Source organism: Paraburkholderia sp. MM6662-R1 (assembly GCF_050436245.1).
Taxonomy (GTDB): domain Bacteria; phylum Pseudomonadota; class Gammaproteobacteria; order Burkholderiales; family Burkholderiaceae; genus Paraburkholderia; species Paraburkholderia tuberum.
Genome location: NZ_JBNDLV010000001.1, coordinates 1,997,524 through 2,016,312, shown reverse-complemented (window position 1 = coordinate 2,016,312; position 18,789 = coordinate 1,997,524). Strand labels below are relative to the sequence as shown.

Sequence of the window (18,789 nt, the reverse complement as noted above, 5' to 3'; positions counted from 1 at the left end):
TACAAACGACGAAACGCCGGAGCGAAACGAATTCGCGCCGGCGCAAAAATGCAATGAAACTGTCGCTGATACTGGAAGAGGATGGAATGCCGGTCTGCGCGGCTAAGTGCAGGCCCGGCTGCAGAGGATCAAGCGGCGACGATGCCGCTCGCCGTGTGTCACCGGCCCAAGCGGTTCAAACCGCCCGGCCACTGGGCTCAGGGCTTATCAACTTCCTTTGTAGATCGAATGATCCGAGGCCACCTGGGTCGGTGCGCCGGAGGCGCCCGACTTCACGACGCCACCGTAGCCACTGATTACCTGCTGCTGAGCCGCCACGCTTTTCAGCGCGCCCTGAAGGTGCGTGGGGTACTGCGCGTCACTGTGGTTGCGGTTGTAGCCGGCTTCGTGCAACTGGACCAGTTCCGCGCGCACCTGCTCACGGGTGAGGGGACCGTTGGTATTTGCGAACGCCATCGTGGGCAGCGCGAGGACCGAAACGAGTGCGATAACCGGAATGAATGTTTTAGCCATGATTAATTCTCCAATTTAAAAAGTCAGAAACAGAAATAGTGGGTTAGCGAAACAACGACCGCCGGGGGCGGAGGCCTGTGTGCTAAGTCGTTGAAGCCAGTTTATCGGTTTAACGCTGCATTACAATAACCTTTCGCCCAACAGATACTTGTCGCGCCTGCAACGTCACTGGGGTCCCGTTGGTGCAAAGCAATGACAAACGACAAGACGCCGGAGCGAATGACGAATTCGCTCCGGCGTCAAATGCAATGAAACTGTCGCCAGTCCTGGAAGGGTGATGGAAGACCGGTCTGCGCGGCCAGGTGCCGGCCCGGCTGCAGACGATCAAGCCGCGACGATGCGGTTCGTCGGGGGTCTCGGGGACCGGGCGGTGTGAACCGCCCGGACATTCGGCTGATACGCAAGCGGACAGCTCCGATGTCGCCGGCTTGAGGAGGGACCTGCATGAGACACCTCCTCGGTAACCATGAATCAATCGTACGGGCAGAAGCTATTCATAAAAAGCAGATAAACAGATGCATCAGGTTCGTAAAAACCGAACCTTCTCCGTCCGGCAGCCCGTCACGCGCACCCGGCGGGCATGCAGCAACGGGTGTAGGAGACAGGTGTTATGTCAAACGAGCGTAGGTCGTGCTTCCGACAATACCTGACGGCTTCTCCTCAAAAGTCCAGACTTGAACCTGACAATCCCGCCGCTAACGCACGTCAACGTCCGAATCTTGACGGCACCCCGACCCGAGCGCAAAGGCAGGAGCCCGCGCGAGCTGATGACCGGTGAGCCACACCCGCACTGGCTCACCCTGCTCGGGCTCGGCGAACTGCAAGCTCGCCAGGGCTGACCGCCCGCGGTCGAATCCTTCGACCGGTTTCGTACCCCTTACAAAAACGCCGCCCTCATGAGCGGCGCGGCCCAGCTCGTCCATGTTACCGAATTGGGCGGTTTCTGAGCCGCGCCCTGACGCCAGTGCGGTGAAGGCGCGCGTGGCGTTCTTCGCGAGGCCGCGACAGCGCACCTTGCCGGAACCCCACAGCCGCCGGTTACACCCCTGCATGAACTGACACGCACAAGCTGTTCGACCACATCGGTATTTCGCGCTGCGGACGCGAGCTGACGGTGAAGGAAGGCATGTCGTTGCGAGACCAATCGCTGGCCAGGGCACAGGACGATCGCTCAGACGGATAGTGAGCCCTGCGCCAGTGCAGCGATCTGACTGGCGGACAGCGCGCCGCGATAGATGCGGAACTCGTCGACCAAGCCGTTGAAGTACGGGTCCGCCTGGAACTGAGAACGCCCGACCCAGTTCTGCGTGGTTGGACCAATGCGCCACGGCGCGAATGGGACGTTGCTCAGACTCTTCACGGCAGCACCGTTGACGTAGAGTGTCAGCGTTGAGCCCGAGAGTGTCACGGCCACGTGTGTCCATTGGCCTGTCGGCAATGCCGCGGTTCCGTCGAGGTGGTATTCGCCGTGATAGCCGTTTGTCGTGATCGCAAAGCGCATGACATTGACACCGCCTGCCTTCGGCGATAAGAACATGTAGCGTCCGGTGCCGGACCCGAAATCGAATACGCGCTGGCAGGATGCACCGCCGTTCCAGTTGACCCAAACCGCAGCCGAGAAGTCCGACACGTCGGCGACGACGTCGTCTGGCATCATTGCCGCGTACCTGACGCTGCAGGCGGTGCTGGATGAGAACGTCGACAACCTCGACGACGAGGCCGACGATGCGATTGAAAACGCGACCGGCGAGTTCCACGAGACCGTCGGCCGGATCCTCGGGGTGTAGTCGCTGGCACGTTCGGGTCTCACGCCGTCCGGTAGTCGGATGCTGCTGGCACAAGTCAGCCGTGACCGCGGCGAGCGGTTTGCGCCCGGAGCCGGTCCGCTACGTGCCGCCGCTGACAGGCTTGCCAGCGGCCATTCCTTCTCACTGAAGAGAGCACGATGCTTGAATATCAGGACAAGGTTGTTCAGGAAGTTGCCGCCTGTACCTGCGACCGGTGCCAAAAGCGCATGACGCCGGACGACCACGATTCCGGCTGGCATGAGCGCGTGTCGCTGTCGTTCCGGGGCGGCTTCGGCTCGGTTTTCGGGGACGGCAACGAGGTCAGCGTCGACCTCTGATCGGTCGGGAGTTCAGCGTCAATGATGCTACCGCGCGGCGCGAGTTGGGCTATGCCGGAAGGGCTTCGCGCACCGTTGGCTTGCGCAGTTACGGGGAAGCAATTCCACCAGAAACTTCTTGAATGGGAGTCATTCGTTGAAGCCTGCGCGGGCTTACTGCTCGCCCGGAACCCGAGCCATGGAGGTGTGCCGTGCCGGTGATCGCAGTCCGCTGTAATAGGTGGCCCCGTAGGTTTGCCGAGCAGCCGCCTCTCGAGCTCGCCTTCGTCCATATCGCAGGCGCTCGCCCAGTCGAGCCCGGCGGCGCCGGCCAGTCCGAGGTACTTCGTGACCACGCCCTTGGAAATGCCCAGCGACGCGGCGATCCGATCGTGCGAGAAGCCGCCGTCGAATTTAAGTCGTAAAACGTCCTTGATCATGCGCATGTTCATCCGGTGCGCGGGCATGGTCTCTCCGGCCAAAGCCGGCGAGCATAGCCCGCGTGGTTGATGTCATGCGCAACGCCGATCCTGTCTTCCGGTCCGGCCGGTCACGTTCCCGAAATTGTCGGTCACGTTGCCGGAATCGCCGGTCACCATCCCGAAACGGCCGGTCACGTTCGTCCGAAATACGCATATGGATCGAGTTTCCGGTGATGGCCCGTCGCTGCTCGGTCCGCGCGACGGTCGAACCGATTGCTACCGGGTGGCACTGCCCCTCGGGAGCGTGTGCCAACCTTTCACGCGCTCGAAAACTGTTGGGCCGATGTCACCTGCTTCGCCGATATTGCATCGGCCTCGCATTGCATCCCCTAGCATCACGTTATGGGGAATCGAAACATGCCAGAGCTGCGACGACTGGTCAAGCGCTGCGAAATCAGAAAAAACCTCAACGGTGGCCTCGCGCTGCAATGGCACGCTTTGCAAAGCGGGGTGCTTCTGGCGGGAGCGCTGAAAGCTGACCTAGCCACGCCAGCTCTCTGCTGGCCGTCTCGTCTCCGGTGGAGAACTGACGATCTCGAATTCCAGGCGAGCGGCAGAACCTGGCCGACCTCCGCCCGACGCGATCACCCGGAACCGGCCCTTTTCGGTCACACGCTGCCGAGCGGACGCCAGATCGCCTATTGGAGTACAACGGTCATTCGCCTCTCACCGTGGACGGCGATATGAGTGGGCCCTTACCCAATCATTTGTGGCCTAGCGAACAAGGAACCGCGGCACGCCCCACCCCAATTACTTCTTGTACCCGAACGTTGACGTGTCCAAGACGAGGTTCTTTGCCATTTCGTAGTCGGAGTTCAATGGTCCCAAGTTTGCCTAACGTGCGCTTGGTTGGCGGGGCTAGACATTTGCCATCGATAACATGGACCTGTGGGGCTCGCATCACCGTGGCACAGGGCTGTTGAGATCATTAAAATTAGAAGAACACTTAAAGAATTTTCAATCTCCGCCGTATACATGGTTGCGTGCACAACGATCTGCGTCGGGGCGATTCTGTTCGCTTGCGTCCAATTGATGCCGCCGTCTCGGAGGAAGAAAGATCACGTCTTGAAATCAGTTCTTGCCGCGTCGTGAGAATCGGTCTGTCCGCATCAAGGGGCGCGCCACTACAGAGGCGCGTACTGGGTAGCTTTCCTCCACCGGCATTACCCGGCTTCAACGGTAATACGGGCCTCTCCGTCACCCCAAGGCGCCCGGCCTGTCCCTCACGGGCGTCCGGTTGGTCATCCCTGACCACGCCAGGGGGCTTGCTGCCAGTGGAAGCGGGACATGCACCTGCGGACTACGAATAAGTCGACCCAAACGCCTTCGTCTTTAAATCGCCAGCGCTCTAGCCATGCTGCGGTTCGAAGCAGCGGCTCTTTCCAGTAGCGTGAATCGGATACCCGCTGCCGGCGTTCACGGGAGAACATGCGGACCGGCAACGAAAGCATGTAGCGGACGAGGGCACGACACTGCCCACAACAATCCTTGGGCGCATTCGGATTCTTGCTGTAGAATCAGCGCACGCCATCGACTGGCATTAATTTCAAATTGCTTTCAGCGTGTCGACCGAGATGTTAGGCGCACGAGGAAGTGTCATAGCCGACCGTTCCGGTCTGGCGGAAGGTAGCGATCGTCAGTGAGCTGCTCGCTATTGGTTTCCGTCTTGCTTCCATTGCTTCGCCCTTTGAGTTTTTCTTCCCGGCAGAACGCCAAGGATGGGCGTTGTAAATTTTCGGTGCCCCGCCGACCCAGCAAAGTCGGACCAAAGTTTCGCTTTTTTCTGACGTTGGCCTGTGAGGAGTGCTTCGAGCCCTGCTGCGCGGGCTGTGAGTGAGAAAGTTTACGGTACTTAAGGAACAGATCCGTTCTGATCGTTGCGGCTCGATGCCGAGCCGACCAGCGTCCCGCTGATCGACACAAAAACAGAGGCCCGCTTTCTGCCAGGAAAGCGGGCCTTTCTGCCTTCTGTTTGCCGGCATTTTTTACGTCACGCGCGCGGACGGGGCATTTCGTCAGAAACTCACCGACTCAAATGCTCCAACGTATCCCGCAACGGCAGACTCGAAATCACGATCGGCCCGGTGAACGGCGTGTCGAGATCGACGATCACATAAACCGCCGAAGCAATCGACACCGCTCCCAGCGATATCGTCACCAGCGCCAACGCATTACGCGGCGCGATCAACCCGAAGCTCAGAAAGATCACGCCTAGCCAGAACGTCAGCGTCTTGAAGAACGGCTGCGAAATCGAGCTGTGCGCTTCCTCGATGATTTTCCAGCGCGCATCGATGACGCGCCGGTACTGCGTCAACGCGTCATCGAGCGCACGTTGCTGCAACGCATCCTGCGTGCGCAGTTGTCGCAATTGCCGCCCCACCGTGGTCAGCATGTCGCCCAGATGCACGTTTTCGAGTTGCTGCGGATTGCCCGGCGGCCCGAGATCGCGCGGATAGTCGCCGCTCGGCGCGGGCTCGCGCGGCCATGTCGAAGCGATCGCCGCCGCCGTGTACTGGCGCAACAGGCGCCGCGACTCGTCGGCCGCGCTGCCGAGCTCGCGCAGCGTCGAGTCGAATTCGATCAGTTCGGCCGCATAGCTGCGCATATCGTTCGACGCGGTGTCGAAGCTCGCTTTCGCCGATGCCGTCATCAAACCCAGCACCAGCGCGGCGAACGTCACCAGCATGCCGATCACGAGCTGCACGAGCTGTACGGTCTCGTGTGCCTTGTGCTCTTCCGGCAGCAGCGGCCGTACCCCGACGCCGAGGCCGGTGGCGATCAGCAGCAGCGCGAACACGAGTACGGCCGAACCGATTTCCGACATGGGCGCGCTCCGGGCAGGAAGGGGCTTCGACAGAAGAGCTTCAGCAAACGGGCTTCGAGACTCTATTGATGTAACGCAAGCCGGGCGAGCGATCAACCATAAAGTTTTTGGCCGATACGCCGTTGTCCCGAATGTGCTGTTTGCTTAATTTTCAGATAAGTTGCGGACCGGGCCGAACGGCGTGGGCGCAGCCTGCGTGGCCATGCAGCTATCGTCAACGATACGGAATCATCGGCCGGGCAGCCCAAGGAGACCAGTCCGATGTTGAAAAAGCTGTCGATTCGCACCAGCCTTACCCTGATGATCGTGTTCTTCGGCATCGTGCTGCTGCTCGGCGCGGCCGCGGGATTGTTGTCGCTGCGCTCGTCGAACGCGTCGCTGCAACAGATGTACACGGTCGACACGCCCGCCGTCGCCGACCTCGAAGGCAGCGCCGGCCAACTGCTGCGCCTGCGGCTCGCGCTCGCGACGTACGCGTCGCTCGTCGCGCTGAACGATCAGGACGGCGCGAACGCCGTGCTCAAGCGCTTCGATCAGTACCGCAAAGCCTCTGACGAGCGGCTTGCCCACTATTTGAGCCATGCGGGCACGGATGCCGATGAGCAGCGTCTGATCGCCGACATGCAGCAGAAGCGCGACGCGTTCCTGCATGACGGCGTCGACCCGACGCTCGCCGCGCTGAAGTCGAGCGACATCAACGCCTTCCAGCAATTGCAGGCGCATAAACTGCCGTCGCTGTACAGCGCGTACGAGAAGGCCATGCTCGCGCTCGAGCAGTTGCAGCTCGATCACGGCGCACAGCGCTACAAGGATGCGCAGGACCTGTTCTACGCGATCAGCACGGCGGTGGCGATCGGCATTGCGCTGTCGCTGGTCGGCGGCTTGCTCGCCCGCTTCGTGCTCGTGCGCGCGATCGTCACGCCGGTCGATGCGACGATCGCGCAGTTCCAGCGCATCGCCAACGGCGACCTGAGCGGCCGCATCGAGGTGCTCAGCGACAACGAGATGGGCCGTCTCGCGGCCGCGCTGCGCAAGATGCAGGAGTCGCTGATCGCGACGGTCAACGCGGTTCGTCAAGGTACCGATTCGATCGATACCGGCGTCAGCGAGATCGCGGCCGGCAACGCCGATCTGTCGCAACGCACCGAGGAGCAGGCGGCGGCGCTCGAGGAAACGGCCGCGAGCATCGAAGAGCTGACCACGACGGTCAAGCAGACGGCCGACAACGCGAAAGAGGCGAGCTCGCTCGCGCAGGGCGCCTCGACGCTGGCCGCGCAGGGCGGCGAGCTGACCGAGCAGGTGGTCGGCACGATGCACGGCATCGTCGACGATTCGCGGCGGATTGCCGATATCGTTGGCGTAATCGAGGGCATCGCCTTCCAGACCAACATCCTCGCGCTGAACGCCGCGGTCGAGGCGGCGCGAGCGGGCGAGCAGGGACGCGGCTTCGCGGTCGTCGCGAGCGAAGTGCGCTCGCTCGCGCAGCGCAGCGCGGCGGCGGCCAAGGAGATCAAGGGCTTGATCGACGCGTCGACCACCCGCGTGGAGCGGGGCTCGCAGCTCGTCGAGCGCTCGGGCACGACGATGAACGACATCGTCGGCGCGATCGCGCGCGTCAGTTCCATCATGAACGAGATCGCGGCGGCGGCGCTCGAACAGAGCACCGGCATCGATCAGGTCAATCGCGCGGTCGGTCAGATGGACGAGGTCACGCAGCAGAACGCGGCGCTCGTCGAGCAGGCGGCCGCGGCGGCGAGTTCGCTGGAAGACCAGGCGCGGCGCCTGTCGACGGCGGTGGCGGTGTTCCGGACCGGCAGCGAATCGCGCAGCCGTGCTCCGGCGCCCGGCGCGAAGCTGGCCGGTGTTGCCGGCGAGCGGAGACTGGACAGCGAGTTTGTCGCGGCGTAACGCGAGCCGTTGCGCTGCGTCAACCCGCGACCTCTCACCGTCCCACTACTGCATGCCCGCGTAATACCTCGCCACCGCATCGATTTCCTCGGGCGTCATCTGCCGCGCGACATTGCGCGTCTGCTCGTTGATGTCGTTGCGCCGCGCGCCCGAAGCGAACGCCTGCAACTGCGCGGCCAGATAGGCCGCCGACTGTCCGCCGAGCCACGGCGCCGCGCCCTTGCGATCGAGTTGGCCGTGACACCCCGCGCACGGTGCGATATTGCGCTGCGGGTCGCCCTGCATCACGAGCCTGGTTGCGGTCGCATCGGGTCCTTCGCCGGCTCGGGTCTTCTCGGCCGCCGCGGGGAGCGGGAGCGACGCGTAGTACACCGCCAGATCGTGCAGATCCTGGTCGCTGCGTCCCGCAATGATTGCCTGCATGACCGCGCTTTGCCGCTGGCCGCTCTGGAAGTCGCGCAATTCCTTGTCGGTCACGTCGGCGTACTGCCCGGCCAGCGCCGATTTGTGCGTCATGCGAAGAGCCGCACGAGCGCATCACGTGCATTGCTGACCAACTCGCTTTCGCCCGGACGCCGCGGCAGCAGATGAAACTCGATGGCGGGCAGCGGTGGCAAGCCGAAGTTCGCGGCACACGCCACCACGCCGCCGCCGAGCGACGACTCGTTCAGACAGGAAATCCCGAGCCCCGCCTTCAATGCGAGCTGCAGGCCCGCGACGCCCGACGCCGAATGCGACACCACGTACGGTACCTTGTGTTGGTCGAGCAGCTTGACGACGAAGCGCTGCAACTGACACGTCGACGGCAGCAGCACCAGTTGATACGGCGTGATGGGGCGGCTGGCGGCATCGGCGCAACTGGCCCATAGCAGCCTTTCGCGCCGCACGACGATGCTCGCGGCACCGGCACCCGCGCCGCGTGCACGCAGCTGGCCTGTGACGAGCCGCGCCGACAAACCGATGTCGAACGACGCGTGATCGTCCGCGCCGCCGTCGATCACCGCGCTCGGCAGCACCGTCACGTGCAGCTTCAGCCGCGGATGCTGTTCCGAAAACGTCTTGAGGATGCGCGCGATGTCGTGCGGCCGGTAGTAATCGGTGATCGCGATGCGCAACTCGCCGTCGAGCGAGCGGCCTTGCAGGTCGTCGAAGGCCGCTTCGCTCATCGCGATGATGCGGCGCGCATGCTCGAGCAGGCGCTCGCCCGCCGACGTCGGACTCACACCCTGCCGGCTGCGCACGAGGAGCGGCTGGCCGGCGCGCTCCTCGAGCTTCTTCAGCTGCTCGCTTACCGACGACTGCGACAGGAACACGCGCTCCGCGCCTGCCGACACCCCGCCCGATTCAGCGACGGCGACGAAGGTCCGCAACTGCGCAAGGTCGAAACCACGCTGGCTCATGATTCGGTTTTTCCGATGGTGGCGATCTGAATTTCCGGCTTTGCCGATGGAATGCCAAGCCGTAGCATACCCTCGAATGACACACGGAGGGTGTGATGGAAAACGGATCGATGACGGCGTCGGGCGGCACCGGCGAGCGCGGCGCGCGGCATCGCTGGAAGGTGCTGGGCGTTGGTTTTGCCGCGAATGCGAGCTTTTCGGCGGCATTTTCGGGGATTCCGACGACAGCGGTGTTCCTGCGCTCGGACTACCACCTGGGCAACCACGGGCTCGGCCTCGTGCTCGGCATGCTCGGCCTGGGCATTGCGGTCAGCGAGTTGCCGTGGGGGCTGCTAACCGACCGCTGGGGCGATCGCCGGGTGCTGCTGCTCGGCTTGCTGTCGACCGCGGTCGCGCTAGCCGGTCTCGCGCTGTTCGTGTCGCCGGGCGGCGCGCATGTGCCCGGCATCGTCCCGCTCGCGCTCGGGCTGCTGTTGGTCGGACTGCTGGGCGGCAGCGTCAACGGATCGAGCGGCCGAGCGGTGATGGCGTGGTTTCGCGAAGGCGAGCGCGGCCTCGCGATGAGCATCCGCCAAACAGCGGTGCCGGCGGGCGGTGGACTCGGCGCAGTGGTCCTGCCGGTGCTCGCCTCGCACTTTGGTTTTGCGAGCGCCTATGCGGTGCTGGCGTTGGCGTGCGCGATCACCGCATGGTTCGCGTGGCGCTGGCTGCACGAGCCCGCACACGCGGACGATACGCCGGCGCCCAAAGGGGCGCGCGCGGCTGCGACGGCCCGTGCTGCGGCGGCCAACGGTCGGAGGTTGGACTCCTCGAACGTCAGCGCACCGCCGCCGATGATCTCCCCATTACGCGACATCGCGATCTGGCGCGTCGCGCTCGGCGCGGGCGCGCTGTGCATGCCGCAGATTGCCGTGATCACATTCGGCACGGTGTTCCTGCACGACTTCGGGCGTGCCGGCGTGTTCGCGATCAGCGCGACGATGGCCGCGGTGCAGACTGGCGCCGCGATCGCGCGGGTCTGGAGCGGCGCGTGGACCGACCGGCGCGGCAACCGCCGCGCGTATATGCGGGCATGCAGTCTGGTGACCGCCGTGCTGTTCGTGCTGCTCGCGCTCGCGACCGGGCTCATCGGCCTGCGTCGCGCCGGGGCGGTCGCGCCGTTCGCGCTGATGATCGTACTCGGCGGAGTTAGCGCGTCGGCGTGGCACGGCGTCGCGTTCACCGAACTCGCGACGCTCGCCGGTACTCGCCGCGCGGGCACAGCGCTCGCGATGGGCAACACCTGCGTGTTCCTCACGCTGTTCGTGACGCCGCTCGCGATTCCGGCGCTGCTGTCTATCGGAGCATGGCCGCTGGTGTGGACGGTGGCGAGCGCTTGCGCGTTGCTCGCATTGCCGGTGTTTCCGCGCGCCGCGTCGACGCGTGCAATGCGCGCGACGCGTGCTTGCGATGCGGCGTGAGACATGGGGCGAACAGCGCGCTTTGCGTTGCCGAATCGATTTTGATTCGATTCGAATCACGGTGCGCATATTGCCTGGTCGAACTATAAATTATCCCGATTATTGATCTGGATTAGGAACGCTCCGATTGTCGTGAATTTGCGAGGGTGATCAGATGGCTTTTCCGGCACGTCGCTTGAGTGCCGCGACGCAGGTCGACGCCTGCCGCCTGCACAGCCACTGCCGCGCGCATTTCGACCATTCTTATAGCGAGCGAGACTAATCGTGACAAATCTTCGAATCATTCTGGCGGACGATCACCCGTTCATCCTGCTTGGCCTGAAATCGACACTGGAGGCGCACGAAGGTCTGTCCGTCGTCGGCCAGGCGCAGATGCCCACTGCGTTGATCGCATTGCTGCAACACACACCGTGCGACGTGCTCGTCGTCGATCTTTCCATGCCGGAGCCCGCCGGCGAGATTGGCGACGGACTCGGCCTGATCCGGCGCATTCGTGGCGAGTGGCCGTCATTGCGCGTCGTCGTCGTGACCGGGCAGACGAATGCCGCGATGTTGCGTGTCGTCGCCGCCGATGCCGCGGTCAGTGTGATCGGCAAAGCCGATTCGCTCGAGGAACTGCCGCAAGCGGTCTGCGACAGTGCGCGCGGCGCGCGCTACCTGGGCCGCTCGGTAGTCGAAACGCTCGCGCGTTTGCAGCCGGACAACGGTCGGTTCGTGTCGGCCCTGCTGCTGTCGAAGCGGCAGACCGACATCCTGCGCAGGCTCGTGAGCGGCGAGTCCATCGTGCAGATCGCGGCGGCGCTCGGCTGCCATCGCCGCACGGTGAGCCGGCACAAGCGCGAAGCGATGGCGCGGCTTGGCGTCAACGACGACCCCGCGCTTTTTTCCTGTGTGCGCGCCTGCGGCACGGTCCTCCTCGAATCGGAAGACTAAGCATCAGGCATACGGTTGTTCGTACCATTTCAGAGCGCTCTGATGTTTGTCGCAATAGAAATGCTCGACCATTGCGTGAGCGCCGGTCACACATAACAAGGTCGAGAAATGAAAGTATCGAGGAGCGCCAGACGATGAACCTCATGGCTGCATCAGGCTCGCCTGTTCGAACGATCATTGCGGATGATCATCCGCTGGTTCTGCTGGCTATAGAAAATCTGATTGGCAACTATCCGGGCCTGAAGGTGGTTGGCCGTGCGGCGGATGTCGCCGAACTGTTCATCGAAGTCGATCGCAGTCCTTGCGATATCGTGCTGATGGACCTTTACATGCCAGGAGGGCACAACGACAACCGGTTCGACGTCGTCAGGCAGTTGAAGGCGCGCTATCCCAACGTGGCGCTCGTCATTCTGACAATGGAAACGGAGGCGGCGACGCTGCGCAAAGTGATGTCGCTCGGCGTGGATGGGCTGCTGAGCAAACGTGATCGTATCGATCTGATCCATGTGGCGGTGGTCATGGCGCTGGCGCGCGAATGTTTTGTCGGTCCGGCGGTGCGCGCCATGCTGGCCGATGTCACGCTGACGAAACGTCTCGACTTCGTGCGCGCCACCCTGTCTCGCCGAGAGTTCGAGGTTTTTACGCAATACGCGTCAGGACTCGGCGTCACGGAAATCGCCACGCGGCTGGGACGTAGTGTGAAGACGATCAGCGCGCAGAAGTGCATGGCCATGCGCAAGCTGTCGCTGAATAGCGACGCCGAATTGTTTCGCTTCGCAGTCGAGTATGGCGTAGTGCCAGAAGGGCTTGGTCAAAGCCGTTAAGCGGGCGGCAACATTCTGCGCAGGCGCGCGGCGAATATATCGGCATAACCGGGGGACACATTTCGTGCGGTATGCCCGATCGACACCATAAAAAAGTCACGGAAAAGAATGCCAAACAAGATTCACGTCGTCGTGGCGGACGATCACGACTCCATTCGCGCGGGCGTCCGATCTCTGCTGCGCGACAAGCCGAATATCGAAATCGTCGGCGAAGCTGCCGACACCCGTGGTCTCGCGAAGCTGCTCGATGCCTGCGCATGCGACGTCGTCGTGTCGGACATCGGCATGCCGGGACTCGACGGAGACACCAGCGCGGTGCCGCTATTGCGCCGGCTGCTACGGCGCACGCCGCATCCCCACGTGGTCGTGCTGACCATGATTGGGCGCGCGCATGTGTTGGCCGGCTTGCGCAATATCGGCGTGACTGGAATCGTCGACAAGCGCGACGCCGTGGACGCATTGATCGACGCAATCGAAGCCGTTGCCGCCGGGGGCACCCATCTATCGGAACAGGTTCGGGCCGCACTCGCGACCGCGGAGCCTGCGCCGCCCCGGCGCGGCGGTGTGATGAGCGCACGCGAGTGGGAGGTGTTTCAACTCTATGTGCGAGGCCTCGCGGTGCACGAGATCGCCACACGTCTGCGGCGTAGCGACAAAACCATCAGCACGCAAAAACGCAGCGCGATGCGCAAGCTCGGACTGGAAACAGAAGCCGACCTGATCAACTACGCCACTCAGATTGGGCTGATATGAGGCGCAGCAACGGTCACAAATTCTTTCTCGATGGATTTGAGGTAGCCCTTATCAGACTTATCTGATTGCCGTGGCGTGGGGGGCACCCAATAATCCTGGCGCCCCTGTCATTGCGCGCCTTGCGCCGTAACTGCCAAGCGGCTGGCTCGTGATCCGATTACCAATGGATCAGGGGAATCCGGTGCAGACCTCTTCGCGCGATCGTTTGGCGTCTGTGCCTCATACTTGATGGACGGGATAGAGATGGTTGCGCTAGGCAAGCGATTGTGCAGCGAGGGTGTGGGTACGGCTTGGCTCGTGTTCGTCGGCTGCGGCAGTACGGTGCTGGACACCACAGGCGTGCTGCAGGGCACTGGCGCGTTGCAAATGTCGTTGGCGTTCGGTCTTGCGCTTGCTACCGGCAGCTATGCCTTCGGCAAGATTTCCGGCGCGCATTTCAATCCTGCCGTCACCATCGGCCTGACGATCGCGCAGCGCTTTCCCGTGCGTGATGTCTTGCCCTATATCGCTGCGCAAATCTGGGGCGCAATAGTCGCCGCGGCGCTGCTCGCCTACCTCGCCAGCGGCCGGCCAGGTTTCGAACTCTCCGCGAGTGAATTCGCGGCGAACGGCTTCGGCGCTCATTCGCCCGCCGACTATCCATTGCATGCGGCGCTCGTCGTGGAATGCGTGCTGTCGTTCGTGTTTGTCGGAGCATGCCTGCTGGTCGTCGTTCGAAAAGAGGTGGCAACGATGGCGCCGTTCATCACCGGCGCATGTCTGATGCTCGTCTACCTGGTGTCCATTCCGATCACCAATGGAGCGGTCAATCCCGCACGCTCGACCGCGCAGGCGCTGTTCGTCGGCAACTGGGCGCTGGATCAGTTGTGGCTGTTCTGGGCCGCGCCGTTGGCCGGAGCAATCGCGGCTGGCGTGCTGTTTTCGTTTCTGGACGGCGGAGCCGATTCGTCTTCGGTGTCGTTGGTGGACGGGCAGGGTGACGTTTCGTGAGCGAGGGACGGTACTCACCACTTCCGGTCGATGCGGTGCTGACATTGGGGCTGCGGCGTTTGTTGCGGTGTCTTTGGCCGCGCTCGCCGCGCCACTCAATGACGCATTGGCTCGCGTTTTTTCTGCTGGCGGTTACGGATGCGGTCTGCATGGCCGGACCTGCCGGCGCTGCGTCACAGCCACCCGTAATTTCCGCAGTGGGAACGGGTTCTTCCGCGTCGTCATCCATTGCATTTCCTGCCAGATTGACGATCGGCATTCTCGAAGGAGGCTGGGCGCCGTTCGACATTCCGCTGGGCGGCCGGCTCGCCGGCGTCAGCGGCGACCTGTTGCGCGCGCTCGTGGGGCCGAACGTCGTCATCGAGACGAAGAGCTTTCCCGACATGGCCAGGCTGGTCGCCGCGGCTTGCGCCGGCGAGGTCGACCTGCTGACGAGCATAGCGCGCACGCCGGAGCGCGAGCGCTGCCTCAGCTTTACGGCTCCTTACTTCCACTCGTTCGCCTCGGCCGTCGTGCGTCGCGACGACGCCCGGCATGTGAACCTCACCGACCTCGCTGGCGCGCGTATCGCGATCGAGCGCGGTTTTGCGCGTGAGCGTTTGTTGCGCGCAGGTTTTCCTCGCGCGAGTATCGTCTCGTTCGCGAGCACGCACGAAGCGCTGAACGCGCTACTGCATGGCGATGCAGACGTCTACTTCGGCTTCACGCCGGTCGTGCAATACGAACTGGCGACCGACGCGTATCGCAAGCTGCGCGTAGCGTTCGAGCAAGGCGGCAAAGCGCTCGACCTGCGCTTTGCCGTATCGCCTAGCCAGCCTGCTTTGCGCGATCAGCTGAACCGCGCGCTCGTGTCGATGAATCCCGCCGAGGCCGCCGCGATACGCGCGCGCTGGCTGTCCGGCAACTTCAACGCGGCGCCCGCGCCGCATGCACCACGTTTCACGTTGACGCCGGAAGAGAAGAACTGGCTGCGTTCGCTGCCGCCGTTGCAGGTCGGCTTCGACAACGACTGGGCGCCGTTCAGCTATGTTGATTCCGCAGGCCGCCCCGTCGGCCTGACCGCCGATTACCTCACGTACCTGAGCAGCACGCTCGGTGTCGTGTTCAACCGCGCGCGCATGGCCGACTGGGCCGCCGCCGTCGAGGCGTTCCAGCGTGGCGACCTCGCGATGCTGTCCTCCACATCGAGTCGCGCCGCGCTCCTGGTAGGCGCCGACCATAGCCGTGTGTACGAGAGCGATCCGCTGGTGATCGTCGGGCGGAGCGGCGCGCCGCCCCCGTGCTCGTTCGACGACATCACGTCGTGCCGCGTCGTGATGTCGCCGCACGTGGCCGGCTCGGTGCCGCTCGCGTTGGAAGCGGTGCCGGTCGATCACATCGTCGTCGCGGCGAGCCTGGGCGAGGCGCTGCGCATGGTCGCGAGCGGCGAGGCCGACGTGCTGGTCGGCAACGCGGCCGCGATCAACGTGCAACTGCGGCAGCACTACGTCGGCGCGCTCAGGGTGCTCGACTCGCTCGGCGAATCCGACTCGTTGTATTTTGCTGTGCGCGAGGATCTGAGCCCGCTCGTCAAGCTGATCGATCGCGCGTTGCAGGCGATGCCGGCAGCCGAAAAGCAGCGCATCCGGCGCAAGTGGGTGAGTCCCGCCGCGCCGGACAACGCCGTATGGAGCGTGACTGCGGTGCGGCTGCTGCCGGTGCTGATCGGCATCGGCGTCGTGCTGCTGGTCACGTTGCGCGCGTACGTGCTGCTGCAACGCGAAGTCCGGCTACGCAAGCAGACCGAGCGCGAACTCGCACTGCAATTGAACTTCCAGGAAACGATGATGAAGACGGTGCCGTATCCGCTCATCGCGAAAGGCCTGGACGGACGGTACATCGCGATCAACGAGGCCTATGAGAAAGCGTGCGGGCTGGAGCGGAAGGACGTGCTCGGGCGCACGACGACCGAGGTCGGCACATGGGGCGACGCAAACAGCCGCGTGCTCGACGACATCACGGGCGAGATCCTGCGCGGCGGCGGCATCGCGAAAGTCGAACTCCAGTTCGAGGACGGCGCTGGCGAGGCGCGGCATGGGATTTTCTGGACGAGCGTCTGCGAGGCCAGCGATGGGCATCCGGCGTACGTGCTTGGCACGATGGTCGACATCACCGACATCCGGCGCGCTGAAATGCGCGCGAGCGAAACCGAACGGCGCCTGTTCGACGTCACGCGCTCGTTGCCCGCCGTCGTGTTCCAGTTGCGGCGCTCGCCGTCCGGCGCGTATTCCTTCCCGTACATCGGCGGCGACACGCGGCATCTGCTCGGCGAGGGTGATTGGCATGGGGGGGCACGGGTCGATTTCCAACGAGTGTCGGAGCTGGATCGGCCGCGCGTTCTCGCCGAGCTCGAGCGTTCCGCGAGCTGCGCCTCCCCAGTGCATATGGAGTTCCGCCTCGAAAACGCCGGTCAACTAAAGTGGCTGCGGGCCGAGCTGGTGCCGCGGCGAGAAGCCGATGGCAGCGTCGTTTGGAGCGGCTATTGGGTCGATGCGAGCGTCGAGCGCGCGCGTTCGGAGGAACTCGCGCGGGCACGCGATGTGGCCGAGGCGGCCTCGCGCGCGAAGGACGATTTCTTCGCGATGATGAGCCACGAAATCCGCACCCCGATGAACGGTGTGCTCGGTCTCGTCGAAGTGCTCGAGCGCACGCCGCTCAGTACCGATCAGAGCGAAATGCTCGGCATGATCCATGAGTCGGCGGGCGCGCTGCTGCAGATTCTCGATGATTTGCTCGATTATTCGAAGATCGAGGCGGGGCGGCTCACGCTCGAAGCCGAGCCGATCGATCTGCGCGAACTCGTCGATAACGCGGTCGGCCTGCTCGCGGGGCGCGCCCACGAAAAAGGGCTGAAAGTGCGCGTCGACATCGCGACCGACGCCGCCGCGACGCTCCGCGGCGACAGCGTGCGTCTGCGCCAGATTCTGTTCAATCTGCTTGGCAATGCGATCAAGTTCACGCCGAAGGGCGAGGTGGGTGTGAGCGTGGCGGTCGTCCAGGATCGCGCGGACTCGCAGACGTTGGAGCTGACCGTTGAGGACACCGGCATCGGCATCGCGCCGGACGTGCAGGCGGGCCTGTTCGAGCCGTTCGTGCAGGCTGAGTCGTCCACCACGCGGCGCTTCGGCGGCACGGGCCTTGGGCTGACGATCTGCCGCAAGCTGATCGACCTGATGAACGGCACGCTCGCGCTGCGCAGCGAACCGGGCCACGGCACGAGGATGACCGTGCGGCTGACGATGCCGATCGTCGAGCAGCGTTATTCGATCAACGGTCTGCGCGGCAAACGCGCCGTCGTGATCACGCGAGATCCGCGCATCGGCCGCGTTCTCGCACACTTCGGCGAGGCGCTCGGGCTCGAACTGCGCAGCCTCTCGGCCGCTGCGGCGACGCAGGGCAAAAGCGACCTGCTGAGCCGCGCGGATCTGCTGTTCGTCGGCGAGGACGTCACGTTGCCCGTACAGATCGGCGCAAATGCGCGTGTCGTCACGCTGACCGAAAAGCCGATGCCGACGGGTTACCGCATCCTCGACGACAAGGTGCGCGTGAGCATCAATCCGATTTCGTGGCGCGGCCTCGGCGCCGCATGCGCGGCCGCGATGACGGGCCTGTCGTCGATGTCCCCGATGGTACCGCGAGCGCCAGGCGTGCCGTTCTCGACCGATGGCGTCGCGCCGCCGCCGGATCGTGAACGCGCGATCGCGAGCGGGCGACTGATTCTTGTCGCGGAAGATCACCCAGTCAATCAGGAGTTGATCCGCCATCAACTCGCCCTGCTGGGGTTCGCGTGCGACGTCGCGAACGACGGCGCAGAAGCGCTTCTCGCGCTCGAGCGCACGAGCTATGGCTGCCTGATCACGGACTGTCACATGCCGAACCTGTCCGGTTACGAACTGACTCGCCGTATCCGCGAAGCGGAGGCACTGCGCGGCGGCGCGCAGCGTCTGCCGATACTCGGCATCACGGCCAACACCGCGCCCGACGACCTGAGGCTGTGCCGCGAAGCCGGCATGGACGACAGTCTGATCAAGCCGACTCGGCTCGCCACGTTGCGCGACTACCTGAGCCGCTGGTTTGGCACCGACACCGTTCGGCACCCCGCGCCGGCAGAAACATGCGGTCGCGAATCGTCTGCGCCGGCCGGCGAGCGGCAGATCACGCAGCGCGTCGGTGTCGAACCGTACGTGCCCATCGAACTAGCACGCATGACGCAGTTATGGGGAAGCGAGTCGACGGTCAAGGCGTTGCTCGGTTCATTCCTCTCGTCGATGCGCGAAGACTTCAACGCGCTTGCGACGTTACTCGAACGCGCGGACACGGGGCGGGTGCCCGAGTGGCTGCATCGGGTGTTGGGGGCGGCCAGCGTGCTGCGGTATCAGCCACTCGTACACGCGCTCGAAGCCTATCGTCGCGACATTGTCGCGAAGTCGCCCGAGCAGTTGCGTAACGAGGGGCATGCGCTAATCCGCCAATGCGAGGCGATGCTCGATGGCATCGAACAGCAGGCCGCATTGCTCGCCTAGCGGGCGGCGGGCGGTGACCTCGCGCGAATACGCGGC

13 protein-coding genes and 2 pseudogenes are annotated in these 18,789 nt (G+C 63.9%); 9 read left to right on the top strand and 6 right to left on the bottom strand.

Annotated elements, in window-relative coordinates:
* Positions 1–207: 207 nt before the first annotated feature.
* Positions 208–513, bottom strand: a complete 306-nt coding sequence (locus tag OKW39_RS09475) for a DUF4148 domain-containing protein (RefSeq protein WP_429562493.1) — start codon at positions 511–513, stop codon at positions 208–210.
* Between the two features lie 1,171 nt (positions 514–1,684).
* A complete protein-coding gene (locus OKW39_RS09470) occupies positions 1,685–2,167 on the bottom strand; it encodes a LamG domain-containing protein (protein WP_429563477.1) in 483 nt (160 codons plus the stop codon).
* Between OKW39_RS09470 and OKW39_RS09465 the strand changes: the two genes are divergently transcribed.
* Both OKW39_RS09465 and OKW39_RS09460 read left to right on the top strand, forming a co-directional pair.
* A complete protein-coding gene (locus tag OKW39_RS09465; RefSeq protein ID WP_429562492.1) occupies positions 2,061–2,300 on the top strand; it encodes a hypothetical protein in 240 nt (79 codons plus the stop codon). The genes OKW39_RS09470 and OKW39_RS09465 overlap by 107 nt on opposite strands.
* Before the next feature lie 158 nt (positions 2,301–2,458).
* Positions 2,459–2,638, top strand: coding sequence for a hypothetical protein (locus tag OKW39_RS09460; RefSeq protein WP_429563513.1), 180 nt, complete (start codon positions 2,459–2,461; stop codon positions 2,636–2,638).
* A 197-nt stretch (positions 2,639–2,835) separates the two neighbouring features.
* Here the strand turns inward: OKW39_RS09460 and OKW39_RS09455 are convergent.
* Positions 2,836–3,084: pseudogene (locus tag OKW39_RS09455) on the bottom strand (IS21 family transposase); the annotation flags it as partial.
* Positions 3,085–5,122: 2,038 nt separating this feature from the next.
* On the bottom strand, positions 5,123–5,923 hold the full coding sequence (locus tag OKW39_RS09450) for a DUF4239 domain-containing protein (RefSeq protein ID WP_090802965.1): 801 nt from the start codon (positions 5,921–5,923) through the stop codon (positions 5,123–5,125).
* Between the two features lie 261 nt (positions 5,924–6,184).
* Here OKW39_RS09450 and OKW39_RS09445 point away from each other — a divergent pair, with 261 nt between their 5' ends.
* Entirely contained in the window at positions 6,185–7,831 is a 1,647-nt protein-coding gene (locus OKW39_RS09445; RefSeq protein WP_090802966.1) for a methyl-accepting chemotaxis protein, read from the top strand.
* Positions 7,832–7,876: 45 nt separating this feature from the next.
* On the opposite strand, the pseudogene OKW39_RS09440 reads toward OKW39_RS09445, so the two are convergent.
* Positions 7,877–8,332, bottom strand: a pseudogene (locus tag OKW39_RS09440) (c-type cytochrome); the annotation flags it as partial.
* A gap of 11 nt (positions 8,333–8,343) precedes the next feature.
* Positions 8,344–9,231, bottom strand: coding sequence for a LysR family transcriptional regulator (locus OKW39_RS09435; RefSeq protein ID WP_429562491.1), 888 nt, complete (start codon positions 9,229–9,231; stop codon positions 8,344–8,346).
* 95 nt (positions 9,232–9,326) lie between these two features.
* Between OKW39_RS09435 and OKW39_RS09430 the strand changes: the two genes are divergently transcribed.
* The 6 genes from OKW39_RS09430 (at position 9,327) to OKW39_RS09405 (ending at position 18,753) form a co-directional block, all read left to right on the top strand.
* Positions 9,327–10,691, top strand: a complete 1,365-nt coding sequence (locus tag OKW39_RS09430) for an MFS transporter (protein WP_429562490.1) — start codon at positions 9,327–9,329, stop codon at positions 10,689–10,691.
* Positions 10,692–10,955: 264 nt separating this feature from the next.
* Positions 10,956–11,624, top strand: coding sequence for a response regulator (locus OKW39_RS09425; RefSeq protein ID WP_429562489.1), 669 nt, complete (start codon positions 10,956–10,958; stop codon positions 11,622–11,624).
* Between the two features lie 134 nt (positions 11,625–11,758).
* Complete coding sequence (locus OKW39_RS09420) at positions 11,759–12,448, top strand: response regulator (RefSeq protein ID WP_429335716.1); 690 nt, start codon at positions 11,759–11,761, stop codon at positions 12,446–12,448.
* 108 nt (positions 12,449–12,556) lie between these two features.
* Entirely contained in the window at positions 12,557–13,201 is a 645-nt protein-coding gene (locus OKW39_RS09415) for a response regulator transcription factor (protein ID WP_184053864.1), read from the top strand.
* A 243-nt stretch (positions 13,202–13,444) separates the two neighbouring features.
* Positions 13,445–14,191 (top strand): aquaporin Z, encoded by a 747-nt coding sequence (gene aqpZ, locus OKW39_RS09410; protein WP_429562488.1) that lies wholly within the window; start codon positions 13,445–13,447, stop codon positions 14,189–14,191.
* 149 nt (positions 14,192–14,340) lie between these two features.
* Positions 14,341–18,753 carry an ATP-binding protein gene (locus tag OKW39_RS09405; protein ID WP_429563476.1) on the top strand — a complete coding sequence of 1,471 codons (4,413 nt, stop codon included), beginning with the start codon at positions 14,341–14,343 and terminating at the stop codon, positions 18,751–18,753.
* The last annotated feature ends 36 nt before the right edge of the window (positions 18,754–18,789 follow it).

Bases quoted from the DNA above. Each gene is read 5' to 3' on its own strand.
- OKW39_RS09445 (WP_090802966.1), top strand. From the start codon at position 6,185: ATGTTGAAAAAGCTGTCGATTCGCACCAGCCTTACCCTGATGATCGTG.
- OKW39_RS09460 (WP_429563513.1), top strand. From the start codon at position 2,459: ATGCTTGAATATCAGGACAAGGTTGTTCAGGAAGTTGCCGCCTGTACC.
- OKW39_RS09475 (WP_429562493.1), bottom strand. From the start codon at position 513: ATGGCTAAAACATTCATTCCGGTTATCGCACTCGTTTCGGTCCTCGCG.
- aqpZ (WP_429562488.1), top strand. From the start codon at position 13,445: ATGGTTGCGCTAGGCAAGCGATTGTGCAGCGAGGGTGTGGGTACGGCT.
- OKW39_RS09420 (WP_429335716.1), top strand. From the start codon at position 11,759: ATGAACCTCATGGCTGCATCAGGCTCGCCTGTTCGAACGATCATTGCG.
- OKW39_RS09435 (WP_429562491.1), bottom strand. From the start codon at position 9,231: ATGAGCCAGCGTGGTTTCGACCTTGCGCAGTTGCGGACCTTCGTCGCC.
- OKW39_RS09415 (WP_184053864.1), top strand. From the start codon at position 12,557: ATGCCAAACAAGATTCACGTCGTCGTGGCGGACGATCACGACTCCATT.
- OKW39_RS09430 (WP_429562490.1), top strand. From the start codon at position 9,327: ATGGAAAACGGATCGATGACGGCGTCGGGCGGCACCGGCGAGCGCGGC.
- OKW39_RS09470 (WP_429563477.1), bottom strand. From the start codon at position 2,167: ATGCCAGACGACGTCGTCGCCGACGTGTCGGACTTCTCGGCTGCGGTT.
- OKW39_RS09450 (WP_090802965.1), bottom strand. From the start codon at position 5,923: ATGTCGGAAATCGGTTCGGCCGTACTCGTGTTCGCGCTGCTGCTGATC.
- OKW39_RS09405 (WP_429563476.1), top strand. From the start codon at position 14,341: ATGGCCGGACCTGCCGGCGCTGCGTCACAGCCACCCGTAATTTCCGCA.